Consider the following 20,980-nt stretch of genomic DNA (forward strand, 5'->3'; position numbering starts at 1 on the left):
GGCAGGGTGTCCGGCGCGGGGCTTACCGCGTCAGTCGGCGAGGGTGACGCGGATGCCGACCGTGCCGTCGAGCCCGCGCCGCAGCCGGCTGCCGAGCAGGGTGAGCCGTCCGGTGACGCCGTACTTGCGGGCGATGAGGGCGCGATAGCGGGAGGTGGTGCCCGGGTCGCAGATCCGCGCGGTGGCCGGGACCTGCTCCCCCGTCGGGTTGCCGCGCAGGTCGCAGGGGCCGACCAGGACGTCGGCGCGGCGGCGGATCCGCTTGACCTTCCAGGAATCGGCCGCCGTCCACACCCCGAGCGCGTCCCCGTCGGGGACCACCCAGACGGGGGTCGGGACCGGGGTGCCGTCCTTGCGATAGCTGGTGAGCAGCAGATACTTGCCGACGCCCAGCCGGTCCGCCGTGTCGTTCATGCCCGAAGTCTAGGCGTTCCGGGCGCTCCGGCACCCGTCCCGGGACGGGCGGAAATCGCTCAGGACTCGGCAAAGATCAACTCATCGGTCTAGATTGCATCTTGACGCCGCACCAGGCACCCCCAATCACCGCACAGGCACCCCCAGGAGCTGCACCGTGACCGAGAACCCGCACGCCGCCGACGGCGTGGCCGAGTCGCTGCGCGAACGCATCAACACCGCCCAGGCGCACACGGCGCGCATCTGGAACTACTGGCTGGGCGGCAAGGACAACTACGAGGTCGACCGCGCGGCCGGCGACCAGATCCGGCAGCTGCATCCGGGCATAGGCGAGTACGCCCGCGCGGACCGGCTCTTCCTGGGGCGCGCGGTGCGCCACCTCGTCGAAGAGGCGGGAATTCGCCAGTTCCTGGACGTCGGCACGGGCCTGCCGACCGCCGACAACACGCACGAGGTGGCCCAGCGGCTCGCCCCGGACGCGCGGATCGTGTACGTCGACAACGACCCGCTGGTCCTGGCGCACGCCCGCGCCCTGCTCACCAGCACGCCCGAGGGCCGCACCGACTACCTCGACGAGGACCTGCGCAACGTCGACACGATCCTGGAGCACGCCGCCAGGACCCTGGACTTCAGCAAGCCCGTGGGTCTGATCCTGCTCGGCGTGGTCATCTTCATCGGCGACGACGAGGACCCGTACGGGGTGGTCCGCCGACTGGTGGACGCGCTGCCGGAGGGCAGCCACCTGGTGCTGTCGCACACGATCACCTCGCCGTCGATGCCCGACGTGGACGAGGCGGTGAAGTTCTGGAACGAGCACGGCACCCCGAAGCTGACGCAGCGCACCGGCGAGCAGATCGCCCGCTTCTTCGACGGGCTGGAGCTGCTGGAGCCGGGTGTGGTGTCGTGCTCGCGCTGGCGTCCGGAGGGCGGCGACGGATCGCTGCCGGACGAGGTGGCCATGTTCGGCGGCGTGGCCCGCAAGCGCTGACGCGCGCCGCCCGGCGCTGAACACGGCCGGACCCCGGCCCGTACGGAGAAGGGGCGCCCGAGCACCCGGGCGCCCCGCGGCCTGCCGCCGCGCGTTCGGGTTCGGGAGCCATCCATGAGGCACGCACGACGACGGATCGTCCGGCGCACGGCACGACTGACGGCGGTCGGCGGCCTCCTGCTCGGGGTGGCCATGATCGCGCACGCCGTGGCGAGCGAGCCGCCCCGCGCGCCGGGCGGCTCCGCCCGCGCCCTCGCGGATCCCGCGACCGGCCTCGTCGCCCGGCTGGGCGCCTCCCGTACGGCGGGCAGCTGGATCGACGCCGACGGACGCCGGGTCGTCGCGGTCACCGACGAGGACGCGGCCGGTGAGGTGCGGCGGGCCGGGGCGCGGGCGAAGGCCGTCCGGCACAGCATGCGCGAGCTGATGTCGGCCACCCGGGCGCTGGGTTCGGCGCCGCGCGTGGCGGGCACCGCCTGGACGGTGGACTACCGGTCGAACGAGGTCGTGGTGCGCGGTGACCACACGGTCTCCGCCGCCGACTGGTCGGAGCTGACCGAGGTCGCGCAGGGCATCGGCGGCTTCGTGCGCATGGAGCGCACCGGGGGCGTCTTCACCACCCGCCTGAACGGGGCGCGTCCGATCCTGTCCACCGCAGGCCGCTGCTCCGCCGGTTTCAACGTCACCGACGGGCGGCGCGACTACATCCTGACCGCCGGGCACTGCGGTCCGAACGGCTCGGTGTGGTTCGCCGACGCCACCGCCCGGCGGCAGGTGGGCCGGACGGTGGACGGCAGCTTCCCCGGCGACGACTACTCGCTGGTGCGTTACGACGCCGGGCGGGCGGGCGACGGGGCCGACGTGGTCGCCGTCGGCGGCGACCGGGGCGTGCGGATCACCGGGACCGGCGAGGCGTCGGTGGGGCAGCGGGTGTTCCGCAGCGGCAGCACCAGTGGGCTGCGGGACGGCCGGGTGACCGCGCTCGACGCGACGGTGAACTACCCCGAGGGCACGGTCACCGGGCTGATCGAGACGGACGTGTGCGCGGAACCGGGAGACAGCGGGGGGCCGTTGTTCGCGGGAGGCATCGCGCTGGGGGTGACCTCGGGCGGCAACGGGGACTGCCGGGCGGGCGGTACGACGTACTTCCAGCCGGTGACGCCGGCGCTGACCGCCCTCGGCGTCCGGCTGATCACGGCGACGCCTCCGGCCGCCGGGGACGACGCGGCGAGCGCGGGGGCCCCGGCGGGAGCGGCGGCCGGCGGCGGCACGGGTTCGACGGCGCCGTCGCGGCTGACGGACCCGGGGAGCACCGGCCCGGGCCTGCTCATCGTCGCCGGCAGCCTGGTGGCGCTGGCGGCGACCCGCCGCCTCCGCACGGAGCTGGACCGCAGGGACTACCGGCGCCGGTACGCGGCGACCTGGGGACGAGGGTGGGGATGAGGAGATCGGTGACGGAGACGAGGAGAAGGACGGCTCAGGCCGCCTGCGCCGGGTCCGGGTCGGGGACCGCGGCGGCCCACTCCATGACGAGGCGCTGGTACTGCTCGCGCTGCTCGGTGCTCAGGGTCCCGCCCGCCCGGCGCCACAGCGCCCGGATCTCCTCGTTGACCTCCGCGGCCGATCGCTCGGAAACGGCTTCAACACTGGTGGACATGTTGTGAAGCATACGGCGACCGAGGTGAAGGCGATGTGAGCCATCAGGCACGAACCGGACATAACGGGCCGTGTCCCTGATCACGTCCGACCGCCTGAACCGGTCGCCGCGCTCCGGCGTCCGCCGGTGACCGGTCAGGTGCCCGGCTTGCGGCCGTACACGAAGACGTCGTCGCCGGTCTTCAGCAGCGACCAGTACTTCTGGGCCGTGGTCTTCGTCATGTTGACGCAGCCGCGGGAGCCCGGCGGGTTCCACATGCTCACGCTCGCCGAGTGGAAGGCCTGGCCGCCGTCGAAGAACTGGGAGTAGGGCATCGGCACGTCGTAGATGGTCGAGTGGTGGTCGATGTTGCGCCAGTAGATCTTCTTCAGGCCGGTGCGGGTCTCGTACCCGTCCCGTCCGGTGCGCACGGGCACGGGGCCGTACACGAGACGGCTGCCGTCCTGGATCCAGCTGATCTGGAGCGTCAGGTTCACGCAGGCGATGCGGCCCTTGTTGACCGGGCACTTGCCGGCCTTGTTCGGCGTGTTCCCCACCGCCTTCTGCTTGTTCATGAGGTCCATCACACCCCAGGTGACGGGCCCCGCGTAGCCGGCGTTGGGCTGGATGCCGTGCTTGGTCTGGAAGGCCTGGATCGCCTTGCAGTCGGTCGACGACTGCACGCCGTCGACCGGGCGGCCGAGGAACTTCTCGACCTGCTTCTGGTACGGCCCTGTCTGCGTCGTGCAACTCGCCGCCTGCGCGGGCGCGGTGCCCAGCGCGAGTGTGAGCGGCGCCATCAGCGCGGTGGTTCCGAGAACGACGGTCGCCCGTCTGCGCATGTCCCCCATGAGCCAGCCTTTCGGTCCGCGGTGCGGGTCTCGCACCATCCATGCCAGTTGGACGGCCTGTAGGGAAACCGGGTTGTAGGCCAACCTCGACTGCTACCGAACGGTGACATTCGGGGCTGCCGGCGAGGGCTACCGTGGCGATCATGTCCGCGTTCGTACAACAACTGCCCGCGCTCCTCGGTGTCGTGATCGGCGCCCTCGGCTCCTATCTGGTGGTCGTACGGGGCGACCAGGTCCGCTTCCGGCGGGAGCAGGCCGCCCGGTGGGAGGAGCGGCGGCTGTCGGTGTACGCCGAGTACGCGCGAGCGCTGAAGAAGACGGTGACGCTGACCTACCGGGTGGCGTCCCACCTCGGCAACGACCCGCATCCCCATCCCCTCACCGCGCAGCAGGCCGAGCCGCTGTTCGCGGAGGCGACGGTCGGACGGGACCCGTCGGGCGAGGCGCTGATCCTGCTCGGCAGCCCGGAGGTGGTGGAGCGGGCGCGGGAGTGGGTCGTCGTGGTGATGGAGATGGAGCGGTTCCTCCGGGAGGAGAGGCGCGATCCGGCGGCCTGGCGGGCGCTGCTGGAGCGGCAGCGGGCCGCGCGCGAGCGCTACTACGCGGCCGTGCGCGCGGATCTCGCGCTGCCGCCGGGTCACGCGGCGCGTCGGCCGCTGCCGCCCGCGAACGGTCAGCGGTAGCCGGTGGTGTCGGCCGGCCGGCCCGCGTCCTGCACCTCCACCAGATAGCGCCAGGCATCCGGGCGGCTGCCGTCGAGATCGGTGAAGCCGTAGACCCGTGCGAGCCCGCCGCTGGAGAGGGACTGCCCGTTGAAGCGGGCCGCGTCCGGGTCGGCGGCGAGGGCGGCGACGGCCCGGCCGACATAGCGGGGCGTCTCGGAGATGGCGAAGTGCGGGACGTTCTCGAGGGCGTCGCGCCAGTTCTCCTCGCGCACCCCGTAGTGCTCCAGCATCATCTCGGAGCGCAGCCAGCCCGGGGTGAGGGCGAGGGCGGTGGCGCCGTGCGGGGCGAGTTCATGGCCGAGGGCGAAGGCCATGCGCAGCACGGACGCCTTGGCGAGGTCGTAGAAGAAGTTCACGCGGTAGTGGTCGCGGTTGTACTCGGCGGTGCCGTCCGTCATCTCCACGACCAGCCCGCCGGGCCGGCGCAGCAGCAGCGGCAGGGCGTGGTGGCTGGTGATCGCGTGGGTCTCGACGGCGAGCCGCAGCAGCCGCAGGCCCTTGTCGAGGTCGTGCTCCCAGACGGGCTTGTCCCATTCGAAGAGGGTCTCGCCGCCCCAGATGTCGTTGACCAGGACGTCCAGCCGGCCCTGCTCGCCGGCGATCCGGTCGACCACGTCGCGGACGGCCGCCGGGTCGAGGTGGTCGGCGGGGACGGCGATCCCCCGGCCGCCGGCCGCGGTGACCAGGTCGGCGGTGTCCTCGATCGTCTCCGGGCGGTCGTACTCGGAGCGGCGGGCGCGGGTGCTGCGCCCGGTGACGTAGACGGTGGCCCCGGCCGCCCCGAGTTCCACCGCGATCCCGCGCCCCGCGCCCCTGGTCGCCCCCGCGACCAGCGCCACCTTGCCCCGCAACGGCTCCGACATGTCCGGCCTCCTGTGCTGTTCTCGTGCTCTCGCCTTCGACGTCGTCGAGAGTGACGGGTAAGCCGGACATCCTCTGTCGCCTTTTCCGGGGAGATCACCTCTCTGGGGGATCACCGGCGGTCAGTGGCCGCGGGCGATCCATTCGTCCAGGTGCGGGGCCTCGTCGCCGATCGTGGTCGGGTCGCCGTGGCCGGTGAGAACCTTCGTCCCGGGCGGCAGGGTCAGCAGCCGGTCCCGGATCGAGTCGATGATCGTCGGGAAGTGGGAGTACGACCGCCCCGTCGCCCCCGGACCACCCCGGAACAACGTGTCCCCGGTGAACACCGCGCCCAGGGCCGGGTCGTACAGGCACACCGCCCCCGGCGCGTGACCGGGCGTGTGGATGACCCGCAGATCCGCCCCCGCCGCCTCGATGACCTGGCCGTCGCTCAGGCGGGCGTCGGGGGCGCGGCCGGGATGGGTCTGCCGCCACAGCGGCAGATCGTCCTCATGCAGCCAGATCACCGCGCCGGTACGCTCCGCCAGTTCCGGAGCGGCGTTGACATGGTCGTCGTGGGCATGGGTACACACGATCGCGGTCAGCCGCCGCTCCCCCACCGCCGCCGCGATCGCGTCCGCGTCATGCGCCGCGTCGATCACCACCACCTCGCGGTCGTCGCCCACGATCCACACATTGTTGTCCACCTCCCACGTCCCGCCGTCCAGACTGAACGTCCCGGAGGTGACGAGGCGTTCGATCCGCGCACGCATCACAGCACCACCACCGAACGCAGCACGTCGCCCTCGTGCATCCGCGTGAACGCCTGCTCCACCTCGTCCAGCCCGATCGTCTCCGACACGAACATCCCCAGATCCAGCCGCCCCTGCAGATGCAGATCCACCAGCACCGGGAAGTCCCGCGAGGGCAGGCAGTCGCCGTACCAGCTCGACTTCACCGCCCCGCCCCGCCCGAACACGTCCAGCAACGGCAGCTCCACCCGCATCTCCGGCGTCGGCACGCCCACCAGCACCACCGTCCCCGCCAGATCACGCGCATAGAACGCCTGCCGGAACGTCTCCGGACGGCCCACCGCATCGATCACCACATCCGCGCCGAAACCACCCGTCAGCTCGCGGATCGCGTCCACCGCGTCCGTCTCCCGCGAGTTGACCGTGTGCGTGGCACCCGCCCTGCGCGCCAGCTCCAGCTTGCGGTCGTCGACATCCACCGCGATGATCCGCGCCGCCCCCGCCAGCCGCGACCCCACGATCGCGGCGTCCCCCACACCACCGCACCCGATCACCGCGACCGTGTCACCGCGACCGACGTCGCCGGTGTTGACCGCCGCCCCGATCCCGGCCATCACCCCACACCCCAACAACCCCGCAACCTCCGCAGCCACCCCCGGATCCACCTTCGTGCACTGCCCCGCCGCCACCAGCGTCTTCTCCGCGAAGGCCCCGATGCCCAGTGCCGGCGACAGCTCCTGCCCCGTGGACGCCAGCGTCATCCGCCGCACCGCGTTGTGCGTGTCGAAGCAATACCACGGCCGCCCCCGCCGGCACGCCCGGCACCGCCCGCACACCGCACGCCAGTTCAGGATCACGAAATCACCGGGCGCCACCTCCGTGACCCCCTCCCCCACGGCCTCCACGACCCCCGCCGCCTCGTGCCCCAGCAGGAACGGGAAGTCGTCACCGATCCCGCCCTCCCGGTAATGCAGATCCGTATGGCACACCCCGCACGCCCGCACCCGCACCACCGCCTCCCCCGGCCCCGGATCCGGCACCACAACCGTCTCGACCCGCACCGGCTCGCCCCTCCCCGGAGCGATCACGCCGCGCACTTCCTGCGTCATGCTGCTGGCCCTTTCCCTGTGCCTGGTGTCCGTCTCCACCGACCGTACGCGCACCTGATCGGCAGGCGCACGACGGCGTAGCCTGAACTCCAGTCCGAGCGGCGAAGGAGCAGCGTGAGCAGTGCACAGACGGAGACCGCCCCGCCCACCTGGCGGCTCCTCCTCGGCTATGTACGGCCGCATCGCCGGGCTCTGCTCGCGGGCGCGGTGCTGTCGCTCGTCACCGGGGCGACCGGGCTGCTGCTGCCGCTGGTGGCACGGGAGTTGATCGACGACCTGTCCCACGACCGGCCGATCACGGGCGCCTTGCTGTTCATGTCCGGGCTGGTGGTCGCCAACGCGGCGGTGGGCGCGCTGGGTTCGTACGTGTTGCGGCGCACCGCGGAGTCGGTGGTGCTCGGGGCGCGGCGCGCCCTGTCGTCGTATCTCCTGCGGCTGCGGATATCCGCCGTGGACCGCACCGAGCCGGGCGACCTGATGGCGCGGATCACCTCGGACACCACCCTGTTGCGCGAGGTCACCACCGACTCGCTGGTGGGCCTCGGCACGGGCGGGCTGACGCTGGTGGCGACGGTGGTGATGATGGGACTGGTCGATCCGGTGCTGCTGGCGGTGACGCTGGCGGTGATCGCCGCGGCGGGCACGGTCCTCGGGGTGATCGTGCCGCGCATCAACCGGGCCAGCCGGCAGGCGCAGGACGCGGTCGGTGTGATGGGGGCCTCGCTGGAGCGGGTGCTGGGCGCGCTGCGGACGGTGAAGGCGTCCGGCGCGGAGGCCCGGGAGGAACGGGCGCTGCACACGGCGGCCGAGGAGTCCTGGCGGCAGAGCGTGCGTGCCGCCAAGTGGTCGGCGGCGGCCGGCAACACGGCTGGACTGGCGATGCAGATCGCGTTCATCACGGTCCTCGCGGTGGGCGGGGCGCGGGTGGCGACGGGTGCGGTCGACGTCGGCACGCTGGTGGCGTTCCTGTTGTACGTCTTCTATCTGATGTCGCCGATCCAGCAGGTCGTCGGCGCGATCACGCAGTACCAGACCGGCGCCGCGGCCCTGGCGCGGATCCAGGAGGCGCTGCGGCTGCCCGCGGAGCCCCCGGCCGCCGCGGTCGCGCTGCCGTCGCACGGCGCCGAGCCGGCCTCGGTCGCCTTCCGCGACGTCCGTTTCCGCTACGCCGACGATCTCCCGTACGTGCATCACGGGGTGACCTTCTCGGTGCCCGCGCGGGGGATGACCGCGTTCGTCGGCCCGTCCGGCGCGGGTAAGACGACCGTCTTCTCCCTGATCGAGCGGTTCTACGACCCGGAGGCGGGCGTGATCACGCTGGACGGCCGGGACGTCGCCGAGTGGGAGCAGGCGCGGCTGCGGTCGGTGATCGGCTATGTCGAACAGGACGCGCCGGTCCTTTCGGGCACCCTGCGCGACAACCTGCTGCTGGGCAATCCGGAGGCCGACGAGGGCGCCGTCGCCGAGGTGCTGAAGACGACGCGGCTGGACGGGCTGGTGGAGCGGCTGCCGCAGGGCCTCGACACACTGGTCGGGCACCGGGGCACGAAGCTGTCGGGCGGTGAGCGTCAGCGGGTGGCCATCGCGCGGGCGCTGCTGCGCCGTCCCCGGCTGCTGCTGCTCGACGAGGCCACCTCGCAGCTCGACGCGGTGAACGAGGCGGCGCTGCGGGACACCGTCGCCGAGGTGGCCCGGACGACGACGGTGCTGGTGGTCGCCCACCGGCTGTCCACGGTGACGATGGCCGACCGGATCGTGGTGATGGACGCGGGCCGCGTCCGTGCGGTGGGGACCCACCGCGAACTCGTGGCCGCCGACCCGCTGTACGCGGAGCTGGCGGCCACGCAGTTCCTGGCCACGGCCGGGTAGCCGGCCGGGCGGGTGGTTCAGTGGCCCTGGCCCGGGACCAGGCCGGTGACCGGGGCGGCGGCGCCCGTCACGGGGCTGAGCTGGTCGGACGGCCGGGGGACGTCGTCCTTGTGCTCATCGGGGATTTCGCTGACGGCGAGGGAGTCGAGCGCGGTCAGCGGGGCGCTGGTCAGGGCCCCGGTCTCGGCGGCGCCCGCGAGCGGGGCGGCGAGGCCGGTGAACCCGGCGGCGAGACCAACGGCGGCGATGATACGACGTGTTGAGATCATGTCCTGAGCAACGCCGGGCGGCGGCGGACGGACACGGCCACCCGGCGTCCCTCACCCGTCAGGCGGAGCGCACGCCGGGCTTGCCGGGGCCCGTGGGGCGAGGACGCTCGTAGTGAGGCCCTCGCCGGGCCGCGCCCCCTCGCAGGAGGTCGTGACGGGCACTGCGACAGGTCCCGCCTTCGGCACCGACGCGCTGCGGCGGGGCATCGAAGGGCACGACGCCGCGACGTTGCCGTCGCTCTACGCCGACGACGCGCGGGCGCGCGTCGTGGACCGGAACACCCGGCCCGGCCGTCCGCGCACGCTGCGGAGCGGGGAGGGGAGGGGATCGCCGAGCTGCCGGATGACGTCCACGCCCGCGAGACGTCGCACACGCTGGAGGACTGCGTCGTCCAGGGCGACCGCGCGGTGTTCCGGCGAGTCCCGCGCGTACCCGGGCGGCGCGCGGGTGCCGGCCGAGTCGATGATCAGGCCGCGCGACGGGAAGATCGCCGAGCAGACGATATCCGGGCCCGGGACGAGTGACGCGGACGACGCGGCATGCACGGCACCGCCGGTCGCCCTCGGGGGGTCCGGGGCCGCCGCCGTCTCAGCCGTCCCCGGGCCATCCGCTGGGCCGCAGGATGCCCAGCAGCTGCCGCACCAGTTCGTCCACCACCTCGTCCAGCGTGGCCGGGACCCAGCCCGCGCTCCAGTCGTGGAGGAGGCCGTTGACGCTGCCGATGAACGCCGTCGCGGCGAGCCGGTAGTCGCGGACGACGGCCTCGCCGCGGTCGGCCGCCGCGGTCGCCTCGGCGCAGATGATGTCGACCCAGCGGGAGCGGCGGGCCAGGCGCTGGCGCTCCAGCCGGGGGCTGACGCCGACGATCTCGACGAAGGTGATGCGGATCCGGCGGGGATCGCCGGTGACGTCGGCGGCGTAGGCGCGGAAGATCCGGGCCGCCCGGTCCTCGACGGGCAGTCCCTCGGCCTCGGCCGCCGCCTTCAGCACGGCCCGCTCGGCCCAGTCGTTGACCTGGAGGTGGAGGGCGGCCAGGACGTCCTCGAGGTTGCGGAACTCCTCGTAGAACTGGCGGGTGGACAGTCCCGCGGCCTCGCTGAGGGCGGCGACGGTGGTGGAGCGGTAGCCGGGCGTGTCGCCGAAGAGCCGGAGTGCCGCGTCCAGGAAGCGCCGGCGGCGCTCCGCCTGCCGTTCCTCGGCCGATCTGCCGCCGTAGCGGCCTTTCGGTCCGCTGAGCCTGCCCGTCAACGTCCCTCCCGTCGGCCTCCGTTGGCCGATTTTGTCGTGCACGCGGTCTTGTGAACAGGACGCCTCTTCCTTACTTTCCAGTAGGAAGACTCTGAACGGCCCCCTTTTCAGATTTCCCCCACTCGGCGTGATCACGCCAGAGGAGACAGTCATGCCTGCCATCCGCACCAGGCACGTGTGCTCCATCGCCGCCGCCCTCGCCCTCACCCTCGCCGCCCCGGCGACCGCCTCCGCCGGCGCCCCCTCCGCACCGGCGGCCGACCGGTCCGCCGCGGCGCTGCGCGAGGTGCTGTTCGTCGGCAACAACTGGGACGGCACCGCCGACGTCATCGAGTCGTCCGGCGACTTCTCCCGGATCGGCCGGGTCGATGTGATCCCCGACAAGGAACAGCGGCTGGCGGAGATCAAGGCCGACCCGATCCGCTGGATCTACTACACCGCGATCCGCAACGGCGTCGGCGAGGGCCACGACCAGTACGTGGACGACATGTACGCCACCCCGGACGGCACCGCGATGGTCGTCTCCCGCCCGAGCTTCGCCGACGTCGTCTCCATCGACCTGGCCACCGGGGCCGTCAACTGGCGATTCCCGGTGTCGGGTTACCGCTCCGACCACATGGCCGTCTCCCCCGACGGCACCCGCGTCGCCGTCTCGGCCTCCACCTCCAACACGGTGCATGTCCTGGACATCGTCACCGGCCGGCAGCTCGGCTCGTTCGCCACCGGCGACAAACCGCACGAGAACGTCTTCAGCCGGGACGGCCGGTACCTGTGGAACATGTCGATCGGCGAGGTCAACACCTCTCTGGACGCGCCCTGGCTCGACTGGACGAAGGGCGACCGGCGCATCACGGTCGTGGACACCACGACGTTCCGGCAGGTCAAGGTGATCGACATGCGGCAACGGCTGGACGCCGCGGGCCTCGGCGCCTACTCGGACGCCGTCCGCCCCGCCGCCTTCAGTCCCGACGAGAGCAAGCTGTACTTCCAGGTGTCGTTCTTCCACGGCTTCTTCGAGTACGACGTCGCCACCGACCGGATCACCCGCACCAAGACGCTGCCGAAGAACCCCGCGACCAGCGAGGACCGCACCACCTGGATCAACGACTCGCGCCACCACGGCATCACCATGAAGCCGGACGGCACCAAGCTGTGCGTCGCGGGCACGATGGACGACTACGCCACCGTGGTCGACCGCACCACCCTCCAGGAGGGCCCGCTGGTCACCGTCTCGAAGCCCTACTGGGCGACCGTCAGCGGCGACGGCAGGGCGTGCGTGGTCTCCGAGAGCGGCGCCGACCAGGTCACCGCGATCGACTTCGCGACCGGCCGCAAGACGGTTTCGGTCCCGGTCGGCGACCACCCCCAGCGGGTGCGCCTGGCCCGCGTCCCCGCCGACTGGAGCGGCCCGCGCCCCTGAACCGCCCGCTCAGCCCGCCCCGCCGGGCCGGCGGGGCGGCAGGCGGTGCAGAGTGACGTCGGTGAGCCGGCCGTCCGCCACGGTCGCGGTCATGTAGGTGCAGTACGGCTGACGGCGGCGGTCGGTGGGCGAGCCCGGGTTGAGCAGCCGCAGGCCCGTCGGGGCGGTGGTGTCCCAGGGGATGTGGCTGTGCCCGAAGACCAGGACGTCCAGCTCGGGGAAGCGGGCGGCGCAGCGGGCCTCGCGCCCCTGGGCGGCGCCGGTCTCGTGGACGGCGCCGAACCGCAGCCCGCCGAGTTCGGCGTAGGCCACCTCGGGCAGCCGGGCACGCAGTTCGGGACCGTCGTTGTTGCCGTAGACCCCGACAAGCCGGCGGCTGCGGCTCTCCAGCAGGTCGAGGGTGGCGGCGTCCACCCAGTCCCCGGCGTGGAACACCACGTCGGCGTCGGGGAGTTCGGCGAGCAGCCGGTCCGGGAGGGCCTTGGCGCGCTTGGGCAGATGGGTGTCGGACATCAGAAGCAGACGCACGCCTCCACCCTAGGACGGTCACCGGCTCAGGGCCGCCCGCTCCCGGCGCGGGCCAGGAGCGGCTCCCACCAGGCGCGGTGGTCCCGGTACCAGGCGACGGTCTCGGCGAGGCCGGTGGCGAGGTCGCGGCGGGGGCGGTAGCCCAGTTCGGTGCGGGCCTTGGTCCAGTCGACGCAGTACCGGTGGTCGTGGCCCTTGCGGTCCTCGACGTGCTCGACCCTGTCCCAGCCGGCTCCGCAGGCGTCGAGCAGCAGCGCGGTCAGTTCCCTGTTGGTCAGCTCCGTGCCCCCGCCGACGTTGTAGATCTCGCCGGGACGGCCCTTGGCGCGCACGAGCTCCACGGCCCGGCAGTGGTCCTCGACGTGCAGCCAGTCGCGCACGTTCAGCCCGTCCCCGTACAGCGGGACCCGGCAGCCGCCGAGGAGGCGGGTGACGAACAGCGGGACGATCTTCTCGGGGAACTGGCGGGGGCCGTAGTTGTTGGAGCAGCGGGTGACGCGGACGTCGAGTCCGTGGGTGCGGTGGTAGGACAGGGCGAGCAGGTCGGCGGAAGCCTTGGACGCGGCATAGGGGGAGCTGGGGCGCAGCGGGTGGTCCTCGGGCCAGGAGCCCGACGTGATGGAGCCGTAGACCTCGTCGGTCGAGATGTGCACGAAGGGGGCCGTGCCGTGGCGGAGGGCGGCGTCCAGCAGTGTCTGGGTGCCGAGCACGTTGGTGCGGACGAACGCGCCCGCGCCCTGGATCGAGCGGTCGACGTGCGACTCGGCCGCGAAGTGCACGATCTGGTCGGCGCGGGCCGTCAGCCGGTCGACGAGGGCGGCGTCGCAGATGTCGCCGTGCACGAACTCCAGCAGCGGATGGCGCGCGGGCAGGTTGTCGCGGAAACCGGCGTAGGTGAGCTTGTCCAGCACGGTGACACGGGCCGTGCCGGCGTCGAGCAGGGAGCGGACATACGCAGAACCGATGAAGCCGGCGGCCCCGGTGACCAGGAGGTTCATGAGGGGATTCATACCCTGCCCTGGTCACCGGGGCCGCAACCGGGTTCGTCACGGTGGTTCGCGCCGCTGCCGGCGGCCCGTCCGTGCGGCTAGGCGCTCCAGCGCGGGCGGTCCTGGTCGTCGCGCCGGGTTCCGCCGGAGGTCAGGTCGTGCGGGCCGAGGCGGCGGCCGTCGGGGGCCGGCCGGACCTCGTCCGGTTCGCGCTGCTCGTACACCTCGTGGACCGCGCCGGTGGGCGGCAGCTTCGGCTGCTCCTCGGGGCGCGGACGGCGGGGCTCGCGCCGGCGCGTCTTGATGCCGAGCAGGACGGCCCAGATCAGGGCCGCGGTGATGACGACGCCGCCGATGAGAATGGCGGCCGCGCCGAAGGCGAAGTCGGATGCGGCAAGCTCGTGAGCGCTCGTGTTCATTCCCCACGGGTACCCGCAGTCGACGGGTCGATGACCGGCGTCGGCGCCGGGATCGCCCGGGGGCCGGGGCGGTCAGGTGTTGGGGCGGGCCGCGCTGATGTCGCCGAGCGCCGAGTCCGGGTCGCGCTCCATCGCCAGGTCGCCGAGGGAGACGATGCCGACGGGGCGGCCGTCCTCCACGACGGGGACCCGGCGCACCGCGTGCTCGCGCATCGTGCCCACGGCCCGGTCCAGCGCGTCGTCCGGCCGGACGGTCACCAGGTCGTCGCTGCACGCGCGGGCCACGGTGGTCCGTTCCGGGTCGGCGCCCTCGGCGAGGACCCGCACCACGAGGTCGCGGTCGGTGACCAGGCCGCGCAGCCGCTCGCCGTCCGTCACCAGCACGGCGCCGAGGTCCTGGTCGCGCATGACGCGGGCGACGGCGGCGACGGACGCCCGGGGCTCGACGGTCACCGGAGCCGAGGTCATGATGTCGCGGACGTACTGGGCCCTGGCGGGCGCCTCCCGGTCGTCGGCGGTCCGTGCGGCCCGGGTACCCCTCAGTGTCCCGGGTCGTCACCGCCCCAGCAGATCTCGCTCCACACCTGCTTCCCGCCACTGACCGGCACCGCCCCCCAGGCCGCCGACACGGCCTCCACCAGGAGCAGACCGCGCCCGCCCGTGGCCTCCCAGCCGATGTTGGTCGGCTTCACCGGCGTGCGCGGCGAGGAGTCGGCGACGGCGACGCGCAGCCGCTCCCCCACCAGCGTCAGGTCGAGGCGGATCTGGCCGCCCGTGTGGACCAGCGCGTTGGTGACCAGTTCGGAGACGACCAGCAGGGCGGCGTCCGTCTCGTCCTCGGGCACGCTCCAGGCCCGCAGGGAGCGCCGGGCGAAGCGGCGGGCGTGCCGTACGGCCTCCGGCACCCGCCAGACCGTCCAGCTCTCCCGGCGCGGGCGTACGGCCATCCCGTCGTAGCGCATCAGCAGCAGGGCGACGTCGTCGTCGCGCTGGGCGTTGCCGAGCAGGGCGTCGGCGACCAGGCCGAGGTGCGTGGGGTCGGAGACGGCCAGCTCGTGGGCGAAGCGGGCCATGCCCTCGTCGATGTCGGAGCGCGGCGACTCGACCAGGCCGTCGGTGGTGAGGGCGATCAGCGTGCCGGGCTGCAGCCGCAGCGGGCTCATCGGGAAGTCGGCCCGGTCGGCGACGCCCAGCGGCGGGCCGCCCTCGGCCTCGGCGATGTGCGTACCGCCGTCCGGGTGACGCAGCACCGGCGGCAGGTGCCCGGCGCGCACGCACCAGGCCGACCCCTCCTCCATGTCGACGTCGACGTAGGCGCAGGTGGCGAAGAGGTCGGTCTCCATGTCGACGAGGAGCCGGTTGGCGTGGGAGACGACCACGTCGGGCGGGTGGCCCTCGACGGCGTAGGCGCGCAGGGCGGTGCGCATCTGGCCCATGAGGGTGGCGGCGCCCGCGCTGTGGCCCTGGACGTCGCCGATGACGAGCGCGACGTGGTTGTCGGGCAGCGGGATGACGTCGTACCAGTCGCCGCCGACCTCCAGGCCGGCGGTGGCGGGCAGGTAGCGGGCGACGGCGACCGCGCCGGGGAGCCTGGGCAGGCGGCGGGGCAGGAGCTGCCGCTGGAGCATGCCGACGAGTTCGTGCTCGGCGTCGAAGGCGTGGGCGCGCATCAGGGCCTGTCCGGCGAGGCCGGCGGAGGCGGTGAGCAGGGCGCGTTCGTCGGGGCCGAACTCGTGCGGGCGGTCCCAGCCGATCAGGCAGGCGCCGGCCATGCGGTCGCCGGCGGGCAGCGGCAGCACGGCGAGCCCGCCGGGGCCGACCTCGGCGAGCGCCGGCTCCAGGACGGTGCCGGCCGGCCAGATCTGAGCGCGGCCCTCGCGCAGGGCGGTGGCGAGGGTGGGCATGTCGCGCACCGGGGCGTCGGGCCATTCGGTGCGCCATTCCAGGCGCCACACGTCGGGCCATGCCTCGGGTTCGGGCGGGTCGAGGACGGTGACGACGAGCCGGTCGTGTTCCAGTTCGGCCAGGGCGATGCGGTCGGCGTGCAGCGGGCGGCGCAGGGCGGTCACGACGGCCTGGCTGACGTCGCGGACGGTGCCGGCGGTGGCCAGGGCGGCGGCCAGACGCTGGACGCGGGCGACGTCGGTGACGCCGGAGCGGAGCTTGGCGGCGTCGTCGACGGTGCCGACGAGGCGGGCCGGGCGGCCCTCGCCGCCGGGCAGCAGCCGCCCGCGCAGCCGCAGCCAGGCGGGCCGGCCGCCGGGCTGGAGCACGCGGAACTCCAGCTCGCGCTCGCCGATGGTCATGTGGTCGGCCTCGACCACGGACATCAGGGCGGGCACGTCCTCGGGAACGGTGTGGCCGAGCAGCGTCTCGACCTTGCCGTCGAACTCGGTCCGGGTGAGCCCGAACAGCTCCAGGATGCGGTCGCCGACCTCCACCCGGCCGCTGTCCATGGCGAGGCTGAACGCGTCCGGCGGCAGCTCGCCGCCCTCGGCGCGGGCCACGGGGACGGGCAGGCCCACGGCGTCGGCGATCAGCTCCAGGCACTTGCGGTCCTCCGGGTCGAATCCGTCGGCGCGTTCGCTCACCGCGACCAGGCAGCCGCCGCCGTCGCCGGGGTGTGCGGGCAGCGCCGCCAGCGAGAAGCCCCGCGAGCCGGTCCGCCGGGACTCGGCGCGGTCGGCCAGCTCGCCGGGGCCCAGCCACACCGGTCGCCCGGTGCGGTAGGCGTCCGCGAGGGGGGATCCGCCGGGCAGCTCGTAGCCGTCGCGCAGCCCGTACAGGGTGCGGGGCACTCCGACGGACTCCGCGAGGCAGAGCAGGTCGCCGCCGTCGCCGCCCGGGGTGTACACCCCGGCGAAGGTGGCGCCCGCGAAGACGAGCGCGAGCTCGAGGACGCGCCTGGGCCGGACGGGTGAGTCGGGATCGGCCATGAGCGTGTGCAGGGCGTCCTCGGCACGCAGCACCCTGGTTCCGCGTTCCGCAGCGCCGTCACTGACCACGTCCGTCATTACAGCGCGTATGCCACGAACGCGCAGCCCCTGTGCGCGTCCGGCGCACCGACGCGGCGACTCCGGGCGGCGGACGGGGCCGGGTCCCGCGCCCTGCGCGCCGCGCGCGGGGCGCGCTCCGCGCGTGGCCGGGACACGTGACCGGCGCGGAGCGGGCCGCCGCGCGCCGCGCTCGCCGTGCGCGCCGGGGCGCGGGGAGGGAGATTTGGGGCTGGGGACGTTGCGCGGCGGCGAGGAGGTGGCGGCATGTCCGATGGGCGAACGGCCGTGGGGCGGACCGCACCGGCCGGGAGCCCGCTGCTGTCGCTGGCGCTGGCCACGATGATGGACGGCGTCGACGCCCACTCCGGCGCGGTCTACCTGCTCTCCCCGGACGAGCCCGTGCTGGAGATGGCGATGATGGCGGGGCTGCCGAGGGCGTTCGCCGCGCCCTGGGAGCGCGTCGGCCTGAACGCCCGCCTCCCGGTCGCCGACGCGGCGCGCGAGCGGCGGCTGGTGTGGGTCGGCGGCGAGGAGGACATGGCCCGCCGCTACCCCCGCGTCGCGGTCGTCCTGCCCTACCCCTTCGCCCTGGCCGCCCTGCCGGTCGCCACCTCGACGACGGTCCACGGGGCCGTCTTCGTCACCTGGCCGGGCTCCCACCCCCAGGAGCTGACCGACCGGGAGCGCGAGCACCTCACCGCGGCCTGCGAGCGGCTCGCCGTACGCCTGGAACGGGCCGCCGGGCAGAGCCGCCCGGTGATGCCGGAGCCCGACCTGCTGGCCGCGGCGCCGTCCGGCCCCCTCGCCGGCGCCCTCGGCACGGTCGAGGCCGCGCAAATGGTGGCGCGGCTGCCGTACGGGCTGTGCTCGCTCGACCTGCACGGACGGGTGGCGTACGCGAACACGGCGGCGGCCGAGCTGATCGACGTGCCCGTCTCCCGCATGCTCGGCACCCAGCTGTGGGCCGTGGCGCCCTGGCTCAACGACCCGGCCTACGAGGACCGCTACCGGGCCGCCCTGTTCAGTCAGCAGCCCACCTCGTTCGTGGCGCTGCGCCCGCCGGGCGAGTGGCTGTCGTTCCGGCTGTACCCCAGCACGACGGGCCTGACCGTCCGCGTGACCCGGGCGAAGGCCGTGTCCGACATGAACCGGGCCCGGCCCCCCGCCGACGACGCGCCCTCCCGCCTGGTCACGATCTCGCAGGTGCTCAGCCTGGCCAGTTCCCTGACCGAGGCGGCGGGCGTGGACGACGTCGTCCAGCTGGTCGCCGAGGAGATCACCCCGGCGATCGGCGGCCGGGCCCTGGTGATCCTCGGCTCCCGGGCCGACCGGCTGCACGTGCTCGGCCACCGCGGCTATCCCGACCCGCGCGTCGTGGAACGCTTCGACGGTGTGCCCATGAGCGCGCCGACGCCCGGGGTGCACGTCCTCAACAGCGGCGTCCCCGCCTTCTTCGAGTCGCGCGAAGAACTGGAGCGGCTGTACCCGCTGCGCCACGCCACTCCGGACGGCTTCGCCGCCTGGGCGTATCTGCCGCTGATCGCCTCCGGCCGCCCGGTGGGCACCTGCGTGTTCGCCTACGCCGAACCGCACCCGTTCCCCGCGGACGAGCGCGCGGTGCTCACCAGCCTCGGCGGGCTGATCGCCCTCGCCCTGGAACGCGCGCTGCTCTACGACGCCAAGCACCGGCTGGCACACGGCCTCCAGGCCGCCCTGCTGCCGCCGTCACTGCCGCCCCTGCCCGGCATCGGCGCTGCCGCCCGCTATCTGGCGGGCACCCGGGGCATGGACATCGGCGGCGACTTCTACGACGTCCTGCCGGTCGGCGGAGGACTCGCGGCGGCGGTGATCGGGGACGTGCAGGGGCACAACGTGACCGCGGCCGGGCTGATGGGCCAGATCCGTACCGCCGTACGGGCGTACACGACCGTCGGCCAGGCCCCGGAGGAGGTCATGCGCAGCACCAACCGGCTGCTGATCGACCTCGGTTCCGACCTGTTCGCCAGCTGTCTGTACCTGCGGCTGGACCCCGCGCGCGGGCGGGTCGTGATGGCCCGCGCCGGTCATCCGCCCCCGCTGCTGCGCCGGCCGGACGGGCGGGTGCGGGTGCTCGACCTGGCCGGCGGCCCGCTGCTCGGCATCGACGGCGACGCGAGCTATCCGACGACCGAGGTGGAGCTGCCGCCCGGTTCCGTGCTCGCCCTCTACACCGACGGGCTGGTGGAGGCGCCCGGCGTCGACATCGAGGACGCGCTCGCCGATCTGGGGCGGCGGCTGGCGCAGGCCGGGGACCTGCCGCTGGACGAGCTGGCCGACGTGCTGGTGGGGCGGGAGGCGGGGGCGCCGGAACGGATCGACGACGTGGCGCTGCTGCTGTTGCGGGCGGGGCCGGGCGGTTGAGCCATGCGGCGGACCCCGGCGGCTCAGCCACCCGCACGGACCGCTCGGTCACGCGGGCCGGGCCGGGGCCGCCCGGGTCCTGGGCGCTGCCGTGTCCCGGGCGCCGTCCTGGGACGCGCCGGCGCTCGGCGGCAGGAGGGCCGCCGCCCCGAGCGCCGCCACGCCGCCCACCGTGATCGCGGCCCTGTGCCGGGGTATTCGATGGTGACTCACGACTCTTCGACCTCCTGTTGGGGGGCGCCTGGATGGCCACTGATACGCGGGAGGCCGCCCTGGGCGTTCAACTGCGCTGCCGCGGGGGCCGGTTCGCGTCACCGGATCGGCCCATCGGCCGCGCGCGGGGGCGTCCGGCCGGGAACAATCCCCCCATGACGATGACCACCGCCGAGGCGGACCGCATTCTCACCGACAACTTCGCCCCCTGGGTCCTCGATCTGGGCCTGTCGGTCGTGGAGTTGGGCGATCACCGGGCGGTGCTGCGGCTGCCCTGGTCGGCGCGGCTGGCCCGGGAGGGCGGCGGGCTGTCCGGGCAGGCCCTGATGGCCGCCGCCGACACCGCGACCGTGATCGCCGTCTCCGCGGCGCGCGGCGCCTACGGTCCGATGACGACGGTCCAGCAGTCGACGTCCTTCCAGCGCCCGGTGACGGACTGCGACGTCCTCGTCGAGGCGGTCCTGACCAAGCTGGGGCGGCGGACGGCGTTCGCGGAGATCGCGCTGACGGCCGAGGCGACGGGCGCACTGGCGGCCCGCGCCACCACCGTCTACGCCCTGCTCGGCTGACACGCTCCGCGATCGCCCCCTGACCCTGTGGTGTCCATCCGGAACGGAATCCCCGCTTCAGCGAATCTGCACATCCCGTGCCCAACCAAGTCACCGGCGCGCGAGGACCTTTACCGGCGTTCCGTCCGGGTCGCGCCGTTGTGGGCCAAGTGCCGGGTTCGCCGCAGGGCCGGCGCGTGAGGAGTCCGCGACGATGCCGGACACGGTGTGAAGAAGTCACCGACAAGCCGTGCCCGGCCCTGCACCAGTGCCCCAAGCCGGACCGCAACAGCCCTGGTGGGAGCGGTGATCGAGTGGAAGGGCCCGGTCGGCGCGTGCTTTGATCCATCGCACCGCGCAGCCGCAGGGCGCCCCGGCCGCCGCGGTTCGCGGCCGTCCCGTCCGTCGCCGGACGAGGCCGCTCCCCCTTGAAGAGCATTCATACGAAGGGAAGTTCCACCATGAACTCCACCCCCCAGGTCGAGACCGCCGAGATCTCCGACGCCGACCTCGACGCCGTCTCCGGCGGTCTGCACGTGAACGCCGTCGGCACCGTCACCGGCCTGGTGGACGGCATCGCCCCGGTCTCCGGCGTGCTGAACACCGCCGTCGGCACCGTCGAGGGCGTCACCGGCCTGAACACCGCGCCGATCACCGGCCTGGTCGCCGGTCTCTGACCCGCCCGAGTGCCGCCGGGTCCCGGAGTCTCCCCCACGGCTCCGGGACTCGGCGGCTGCCGTCCCGCACGTCCACCCGGTGAGGGAA

22 protein-coding genes and 1 pseudogene are annotated in these 20,980 nt (G+C 73.7%); 9 read left to right on the forward strand and 14 right to left on the reverse strand.

The window, feature by feature from the left end; all coding sequences use genetic code 11:
• Window positions 1-30: 30 nt before the first annotated feature.
• A complete protein-coding gene (locus tag ABZY13_RS28465; protein WP_356635702.1) occupies window positions 31-414 on the reverse strand; it encodes a PPOX class F420-dependent oxidoreductase in 384 nt (127 codons plus the stop codon).
• 157 nt (window positions 415-571) lie between these two features.
• Here ABZY13_RS28465 and ABZY13_RS28470 point away from each other — a divergent pair, with 157 nt between their 5' ends.
• Together ABZY13_RS28470 and ABZY13_RS28475 are read left to right on the forward strand one after the other, a co-directional pair.
• On the forward strand, window positions 572-1,402 hold the full coding sequence (locus ABZY13_RS28470) for an SAM-dependent methyltransferase (protein ID WP_356635704.1): 831 nt from the start codon (window positions 572-574) through the stop codon (window positions 1,400-1,402).
• Window positions 1,403-1,516: 114 nt separating this feature from the next.
• Window positions 1,517-2,845, forward strand: a complete 1,329-nt coding sequence (locus tag ABZY13_RS28475; RefSeq protein ID WP_356635706.1) for a S1 family peptidase — start codon at window positions 1,517-1,519, stop codon at window positions 2,843-2,845.
• A 34-nt stretch (window positions 2,846-2,879) separates the two neighbouring features.
• Here ABZY13_RS28475 and ABZY13_RS28480 read toward each other — a convergent pair whose 3' ends face one another.
• Window positions 2,880-3,071 (reverse strand): hypothetical protein, encoded by a 192-nt coding sequence (locus tag ABZY13_RS28480; RefSeq protein ID WP_356635708.1) that lies wholly within the window; start codon window positions 3,069-3,071, stop codon window positions 2,880-2,882.
• 122 nt (window positions 3,072-3,193) lie between these two features.
• Window positions 3,194-3,889, reverse strand: a complete 696-nt coding sequence (locus tag ABZY13_RS28485; RefSeq protein ID WP_356635710.1) for a L,D-transpeptidase — start codon at window positions 3,887-3,889, stop codon at window positions 3,194-3,196.
• A gap of 143 nt (window positions 3,890-4,032) precedes the next feature.
• On the opposite strand from ABZY13_RS28485, the gene ABZY13_RS28490 reads away from it, so the two are divergent.
• On the forward strand, window positions 4,033-4,572 hold the full coding sequence (locus ABZY13_RS28490) for a hypothetical protein (protein ID WP_356635712.1): 540 nt from the start codon (window positions 4,033-4,035) through the stop codon (window positions 4,570-4,572).
• On the opposite strand, the gene ABZY13_RS28495 is transcribed toward ABZY13_RS28490, so the two are convergent.
• The 3 genes from ABZY13_RS28495 to ABZY13_RS28505 all read right to left on the reverse strand — a co-directional run bounded on the left by ABZY13_RS28495 (window position 4,563) and on the right by ABZY13_RS28505 (window position 7,315).
• Window positions 4,563-5,477 (reverse strand): SDR family oxidoreductase, encoded by a 915-nt coding sequence (locus tag ABZY13_RS28495; RefSeq protein ID WP_356635714.1) that lies wholly within the window; start codon window positions 5,475-5,477, stop codon window positions 4,563-4,565. The genes ABZY13_RS28490 and ABZY13_RS28495 overlap by 10 nt on opposite strands.
• 120 nt (window positions 5,478-5,597) lie before the next feature.
• Window positions 5,598-6,227 carry an MBL fold metallo-hydrolase gene (locus ABZY13_RS28500; RefSeq protein ID WP_356635716.1) on the reverse strand — a complete coding sequence of 210 codons (630 nt, stop codon included), beginning with the start codon at window positions 6,225-6,227 and terminating at the stop codon, window positions 5,598-5,600.
• Window positions 6,227-7,315 (reverse strand): S-(hydroxymethyl)mycothiol dehydrogenase, encoded by a 1,089-nt coding sequence (locus ABZY13_RS28505; RefSeq protein WP_356635718.1) that lies wholly within the window; start codon window positions 7,313-7,315, stop codon window positions 6,227-6,229. The genes ABZY13_RS28500 and ABZY13_RS28505 overlap by 1 nt, the downstream gene beginning before the upstream one ends.
• Window positions 7,316-7,429: 114 nt before the next feature.
• Here ABZY13_RS28505 and ABZY13_RS28510 point away from each other — a divergent pair, with 114 nt between their 5' ends.
• A complete protein-coding gene (locus ABZY13_RS28510; protein ID WP_356635720.1) occupies window positions 7,430-9,184 on the forward strand; it encodes an ABC transporter ATP-binding protein in 1,755 nt (584 codons plus the stop codon).
• Between the two features lie 17 nt (window positions 9,185-9,201).
• On the opposite strand, the gene ABZY13_RS28515 is transcribed toward ABZY13_RS28510, so the two are convergent.
• Entirely contained in the window at window positions 9,202-9,453 is a 252-nt protein-coding gene (locus ABZY13_RS28515; RefSeq protein ID WP_356635722.1) for a hypothetical protein, read from the reverse strand.
• Between the two features lie 151 nt (window positions 9,454-9,604).
• Here ABZY13_RS28515 and ABZY13_RS28520 point away from each other — a divergent pair.
• A pseudogene (locus tag ABZY13_RS28520) lies at window positions 9,605-9,958 on the forward strand (nuclear transport factor 2 family protein); the annotation flags it as partial.
• Between the two features lie 84 nt (window positions 9,959-10,042).
• Here the strand turns inward: ABZY13_RS28520 and ABZY13_RS28525 are convergent.
• The gene (locus ABZY13_RS28525; RefSeq protein ID WP_356635724.1) at window positions 10,043-10,702 is read right to left on the reverse strand and encodes a TetR/AcrR family transcriptional regulator; all 660 of its coding nucleotides are present in this window, start codon (window positions 10,700-10,702) and stop codon (window positions 10,043-10,045) included.
• A gap of 151 nt (window positions 10,703-10,853) precedes the next feature.
• Between ABZY13_RS28525 and ABZY13_RS28530 the strand changes: the two genes are divergently transcribed.
• Window positions 10,854-12,122, forward strand: coding sequence for a YncE family protein (locus ABZY13_RS28530; RefSeq protein WP_356635726.1), 1,269 nt, complete (start codon window positions 10,854-10,856; stop codon window positions 12,120-12,122).
• A 9-nt stretch (window positions 12,123-12,131) separates the two neighbouring features.
• Here the strand turns inward: ABZY13_RS28530 and ABZY13_RS28535 are convergent, their stop codons facing one another.
• The 5 genes from ABZY13_RS28535 to ABZY13_RS28555 form a co-directional block, all read right to left on the reverse strand.
• Complete coding sequence (locus tag ABZY13_RS28535; RefSeq protein WP_356635728.1) at window positions 12,132-12,650, reverse strand: metallophosphoesterase; 519 nt, start codon at window positions 12,648-12,650, stop codon at window positions 12,132-12,134.
• Window positions 12,651-12,676: 26 nt separating this feature from the next.
• The gene (rfbB, locus tag ABZY13_RS28540; protein WP_356635730.1) at window positions 12,677-13,648 is read right to left on the reverse strand and encodes a dTDP-glucose 4,6-dehydratase; all 972 of its coding nucleotides are present in this window, start codon (window positions 13,646-13,648) and stop codon (window positions 12,677-12,679) included.
• Between the two features lie 89 nt (window positions 13,649-13,737).
• Window positions 13,738-14,058 carry a DUF6479 family protein gene (locus tag ABZY13_RS28545; RefSeq protein WP_356635732.1) on the reverse strand — a complete coding sequence of 107 codons (321 nt, stop codon included), beginning with the start codon at window positions 14,056-14,058 and terminating at the stop codon, window positions 13,738-13,740.
• Between the two features lie 72 nt (window positions 14,059-14,130).
• Complete coding sequence (locus tag ABZY13_RS28550; RefSeq protein WP_356635734.1) at window positions 14,131-14,526, reverse strand: CBS domain-containing protein; 396 nt, start codon at window positions 14,524-14,526, stop codon at window positions 14,131-14,133.
• A 71-nt stretch (window positions 14,527-14,597) separates the two neighbouring features.
• Complete coding sequence (locus ABZY13_RS28555; RefSeq protein WP_356635736.1) at window positions 14,598-17,072, reverse strand: SpoIIE family protein phosphatase; 2,475 nt, start codon at window positions 17,070-17,072, stop codon at window positions 14,598-14,600.
• Window positions 17,073-17,318: 246 nt separating this feature from the next.
• Here ABZY13_RS28555 and ABZY13_RS28560 point away from each other — a divergent pair, with 246 nt between their 5' ends.
• Complete coding sequence (locus tag ABZY13_RS28560; protein WP_356635738.1) at window positions 17,319-19,454, forward strand: SpoIIE family protein phosphatase; 2,136 nt, start codon at window positions 17,319-17,321, stop codon at window positions 19,452-19,454.
• 48 nt (window positions 19,455-19,502) lie between these two features.
• On the opposite strand, the gene ABZY13_RS28565 is transcribed toward ABZY13_RS28560, so the two are convergent.
• Entirely contained in the window at window positions 19,503-19,667 is a 165-nt protein-coding gene (locus ABZY13_RS28565; RefSeq protein ID WP_356635740.1) for a hypothetical protein, read from the reverse strand.
• Window positions 19,668-19,822: 155 nt separating this feature from the next.
• On the opposite strand from ABZY13_RS28565, the gene ABZY13_RS28570 reads away from it, so the two are divergent.
• Together ABZY13_RS28570 and ABZY13_RS28575 are read left to right on the forward strand one after the other, a co-directional pair.
• Entirely contained in the window at window positions 19,823-20,236 is a 414-nt protein-coding gene (locus ABZY13_RS28570; RefSeq protein ID WP_356635742.1) for a PaaI family thioesterase, read from the forward strand.
• Window positions 20,237-20,676: 440 nt separating this feature from the next.
• Window positions 20,677-20,892, forward strand: a complete 216-nt coding sequence (locus tag ABZY13_RS28575) for a type A2 lantipeptide (protein ID WP_356635744.1) — start codon at window positions 20,677-20,679, stop codon at window positions 20,890-20,892.
• Window positions 20,893-20,980 lie beyond the last annotated feature (88 nt).

The organism is Streptomyces sp. NPDC006610, assembly GCF_040611575.1.
In the GTDB taxonomy this organism is placed as follows: Bacteria; Actinomycetota; Actinomycetes; order Streptomycetales; family Streptomycetaceae; genus Streptomyces.

Excerpts from the sequence above, each read along its gene's own strand:
- ABZY13_RS28465 (WP_356635702.1), bottom strand. The coding sequence starts at position 414 with ATGAACGACACGGCGGACCGGCTGGGCGTCGGCAAGTATCTGCTGCTC.
- ABZY13_RS28475 (WP_356635706.1), top strand. The coding sequence starts at position 1,517 with ATGAGGCACGCACGACGACGGATCGTCCGGCGCACGGCACGACTGACG.
- ABZY13_RS28480 (WP_356635708.1), bottom strand. The coding sequence starts at position 3,071 with ATGCTTCACAACATGTCCACCAGTGTTGAAGCCGTTTCCGAGCGATCG.
- ABZY13_RS28485 (WP_356635710.1), bottom strand. The coding sequence starts at position 3,889 with ATGGGGGACATGCGCAGACGGGCGACCGTCGTTCTCGGAACCACCGCG.
- ABZY13_RS28490 (WP_356635712.1), top strand. The coding sequence starts at position 4,033 with ATGTCCGCGTTCGTACAACAACTGCCCGCGCTCCTCGGTGTCGTGATC.
- ABZY13_RS28495 (WP_356635714.1), bottom strand. The coding sequence starts at position 5,477 with ATGTCGGAGCCGTTGCGGGGCAAGGTGGCGCTGGTCGCGGGGGCGACC.
- ABZY13_RS28500 (WP_356635716.1), bottom strand. The coding sequence starts at position 6,227 with ATGCGTGCGCGGATCGAACGCCTCGTCACCTCCGGGACGTTCAGTCTG.
- ABZY13_RS28505 (WP_356635718.1), bottom strand. The coding sequence starts at position 7,315 with ATGACGCAGGAAGTGCGCGGCGTGATCGCTCCGGGGAGGGGCGAGCCG.
- ABZY13_RS28515 (WP_356635722.1), bottom strand. The coding sequence starts at position 9,453 with ATGATCTCAACACGTCGTATCATCGCCGCCGTTGGTCTCGCCGCCGGG.
- ABZY13_RS28530 (WP_356635726.1), top strand. The coding sequence starts at position 10,854 with ATGCCTGCCATCCGCACCAGGCACGTGTGCTCCATCGCCGCCGCCCTC.
- rfbB (WP_356635730.1), bottom strand. The coding sequence starts at position 13,648 with ATGAACCTCCTGGTCACCGGGGCCGCCGGCTTCATCGGTTCTGCGTAT.
- ABZY13_RS28545 (WP_356635732.1), bottom strand. The coding sequence starts at position 14,058 with ATGAACACGAGCGCTCACGAGCTTGCCGCATCCGACTTCGCCTTCGGC.
- ABZY13_RS28550 (WP_356635734.1), bottom strand. The coding sequence starts at position 14,526 with ATGACCTCGGCTCCGGTGACCGTCGAGCCCCGGGCGTCCGTCGCCGCC.
- ABZY13_RS28555 (WP_356635736.1), bottom strand. The coding sequence starts at position 17,072 with ATGACGGACGTGGTCAGTGACGGCGCTGCGGAACGCGGAACCAGGGTG.
- ABZY13_RS28560 (WP_356635738.1), top strand. The coding sequence starts at position 17,319 with ATGTCCGATGGGCGAACGGCCGTGGGGCGGACCGCACCGGCCGGGAGC.
- ABZY13_RS28570 (WP_356635742.1), top strand. The coding sequence starts at position 19,823 with ATGACGATGACCACCGCCGAGGCGGACCGCATTCTCACCGACAACTTC.
- ABZY13_RS28575 (WP_356635744.1), top strand. The coding sequence starts at position 20,677 with ATGAACTCCACCCCCCAGGTCGAGACCGCCGAGATCTCCGACGCCGAC.